The organism is Caulobacter sp. B11 (assembly GCF_002737765.1).
Taxonomy (GTDB): Bacteria; Pseudomonadota; Alphaproteobacteria; order Caulobacterales; family Caulobacteraceae; genus Caulobacter.
This window is the reverse complement of sequence record NZ_PEGG01000348.1, coordinates 1-2,821: the sequence shown is the minus strand read 5'-3', so window position 1 is coordinate 2,821 and position 2,821 is coordinate 1. Positions and strand designations below refer to the sequence as shown.

General features: G+C 67.1%; 3 protein-coding genes. 1 reads left to right on the top strand and 2 read right to left on the bottom strand.

The window, feature by feature from the left end:
- On the top strand, positions 1–441 hold a 441-nt coding region (locus CSW58_RS12495), incomplete at its 5' end, for an aminotransferase class I/II-fold pyridoxal phosphate-dependent enzyme (protein WP_143755202.1).
- A gap of 174 nt (positions 442–615) precedes the next feature.
- Here CSW58_RS12495 and CSW58_RS16310 read toward each other — a convergent pair.
- Both CSW58_RS16310 and CSW58_RS12490 read right to left on the bottom strand, forming a co-directional pair.
- Positions 616–729 (bottom strand): hypothetical protein, encoded by a 114-nt coding sequence (locus CSW58_RS16310; protein WP_369825186.1) that lies wholly within the window; start codon positions 727–729, stop codon positions 616–618.
- Positions 729–2,201: a sigma-54 dependent transcriptional regulator gene (locus tag CSW58_RS12490; RefSeq protein WP_099447504.1), complete on the bottom strand. Its 1,473-nt coding sequence runs from the start codon at positions 2,199–2,201 to the stop codon at positions 729–731. The genes CSW58_RS16310 and CSW58_RS12490 overlap by 1 nt, the downstream gene beginning before the upstream one ends.
- Between the last annotated feature and the right edge of the window lie 620 nt (positions 2,202–2,821).

The window sequence follows — 2,821 nt, the reverse complement described above, 5'->3', positions numbered from 1 at the left end:
CGGGCGGTGATCGAAAAGCTGGTCCTGCTCAAGCAGGGCGGCGACCTGCATGTCTCGACCATCAACCAGATGGTGGCCCATCGGGCGGTGTCGGAGGGCTATGAGCAGCATCTGAGCGTGCTGCGCGGGGCCTATCAGGCCAAGGCCAAGATCCTCCTGGCGGCCCTGGACCGCCACATGCCGGCGGGCGTGACCTGGTCGCGTCCCCAGGGCGGGATGTTCGTCTGGATCCAGCTGCCGCCGGGCCTGGATGGCAAGGTCTTGCTGGAACGGGCCCTGGCCGAGGAGCGGGTCGCCTTCGTGCCCGGCGAGCCGTTCTTCGCCCTGGTGCCCGACGTCAGCACGATCCGCCTGAGCTATTCCCTGCCCAGCGCCGAAGCCATCGAGGACGGCGTCGCCCGGCTGGCCGGCCTGATCGCCCGCAGCGTCGCGGGCGGCTGAGGCGTCAGGTTTCTGGATGCTTCTGCGGGCAACCCCCTCAGTCGCTCCGCGACAGCTCCCCCAGAGGGGGAGCATCTGACGTGCGCGGCGCAGATCCTCCCCTTTGGGGGAGGTGGCCCGGAGGGCCGGAGGGGGCAGCGCGGGGAGGCTGTCCCGCAGGTCGTCGGAAAGGGTCTAGTGCAGGCTGCGCGGACGCGCGAAAGCCTGGGGTTTCAGCGGCGCGCCTACCGGCTTGATCAGGGCCTTGAGCCGCTGTTCGCGCGACAGGGGGCGGAACGGACAGATCATCACGAGGCCTCCTTCATATCGACCTCGATGCCCTGCTCGCGGACCTTGCGATAGAGGGTCGAGCGGCCGATGCCGAGGCGGCGCGCCACCTCGCTCATATGGCCCGAATAGACCTCGATGGCGTGCTGGATCAGGTCGCGCTCGATCTCTTCCAGGGTCCGCAGATGGCCGCGGTCGTCGAGGATGCGGACCGGCGACTGGCTGGCGGTCCCGGCCAGGGCGGCGTGGGCCGCCTGCAGCATGGCCGGCAGGTCCGGCGACGGGGCGGCCTCGGGGTCGGCGCCCAGCGGCGGCGCGACGATGCCCGAGATGGCCGGGAAGTCGTAGGGCTGCAGATAGGGCGCATCGGCCAGGATGATGGCGCGATAGACCGCGTTCTCCAGCTGGCGGACATTGCCGGGCCAGTCGAAGCGGGTCAGGAAATCCAGCGTCTCGGGGGCGGCGCCGACGACGCGCTTGCCCTCCTCGATATTGAAGCGGCGGATGAAGGCCTCGGTCAGGGCCGGGATATCCTCGCGGCGGTCGCGCAGGGCCGGGGCCTCGATCGGGAAGACATTGAGGCGGTAATAGAGGTCCTCGCGGAACCGGCCCTGGGCCACGGCCTGGGCGACGTCGCGATTGGTCGCTGAGACGATGCGCACATCGACCTTTTGCGAGCGCTTGGAGCCGATCGGGTCGATCTCGCCTTCCTGCAGGGCGCGCAGCAGCTTGACCTGCATGTCCAGCGGCAGTTCGCCGACCTCGTCGAGGAACAGGGTGCCGCCGTCGGCCTCCTTGAACTTGCCCAGATGCTTGTCAGTGGCCCCGGTGAAGGATCCCTTTTCGTGGCCGAACAGGATCGACTCGACCAGGTTCTCCGGAATGGCGCCGCAGTTGACCGCCACGAAGGGCTTGCCGGCCCGCTCGGAGGCGCCGTGCACGGCGCGGGCGATCAGCTCCTTGCCGACCCCGCTCTCGCCGGTGATCAGGATCGGGATCGAGGACTTGGCGGCCCGCTCGCCCATGCGCTTGACCTGGGTCATGGCCGGCGAGGTGCCGATCAGGTCGGCGAAGGTGGTGCGGTGGCTGGCCCGCTTGGTCAGCCGCTCGACCTCGCCCTTCAGGTCGCCCATCGACAGGGCGTTGCGGATCGAGACGGTGATCCGCTCGGGCGAGGCGGGCTTGATGAAGAAGTCGGTGGCCCCGGCCTGCATGGCCTTGACCACGGTGTCGACCCCGCCGGAGGCGGTCAGGACGATCACGGGCTGGGTAAAGCCCCGCGCCCGCATTTCCTTCAGGGTGTCCTGGCCCGACAGGCCGGGCATGACCAGGTCCAGCAGGATCACGTCGGTCGGCGCGCCGCTGGCCAGATGCGACATCGCCGCGTCGCCGCCCTCGGCATGCGACACCGCGAAGCCGTCGCGCTCGAGCACGGCCTGGATCAACCGACGTTGAGTCGGATCGTCGTCGACGACGAGAACCGTCTTGGTCATTTGAAGACACCCACGAAACCGGCCGCGTCCAACGTGGGACAGGGCTCTTGTTGGGTCAGAGTGATACAGGCTCGGGGTAAAGACGGGGTTTCGCAGAGGTGTCGCGAACCTTAAGAGTCAGGCTTAACGGGGTGTTGCCGGCGGGGCGGTTTGGGGTGGTGATCGGACGCCGCGCCAAGGCCAAGGCAGACGCCGCACCAACCCCCAACGCTTGTCATCCCGGCTGCAGCGAAGCGGAGCGCCGGGACCTGGGTCCCGGATCGCGCCAGGGCGCGTCCGGGATGACACGAAAATAGGGGTCCGACGCGGGTCAGGAGCGGTGACTAGCCGCCGCCCGGATTGCGGACCTTGGGCCCCATCGCCCGACAGCTGACCTTTTGAACTTCTGAGAAGGGTGGGAAGCGGACTGTGGCTGGCAGCGTGAAACCATTTAGGTACCTTCACTGTCCCGGCGTCGAGCGATCTTGGACTGCCGCCTATAACAATGGGGGAAATCCATGCGCGGAAACAGCGCGAAACAGAGTTTTGTCGATATAATAATAGCTGCTGGATTCAAGTCGAACGGCAGCGAATACCTTCGCAAAGCGGATTTAATAGAGCAGAAAATAGCTATTTATGCA

Excerpts from the sequence above, each read along its gene's own strand:
- CSW58_RS16310 (WP_369825186.1), bottom strand. The coding sequence starts at position 729 with ATGATCTGTCCGTTCCGCCCCCTGTCGCGCGAACAGCGGCTCAAGGCC.
- CSW58_RS12490 (WP_099447504.1), bottom strand. The coding sequence starts at position 2,201 with ATGACCAAGACGGTTCTCGTCGTCGACGACGATCCGACTCAACGTCGG.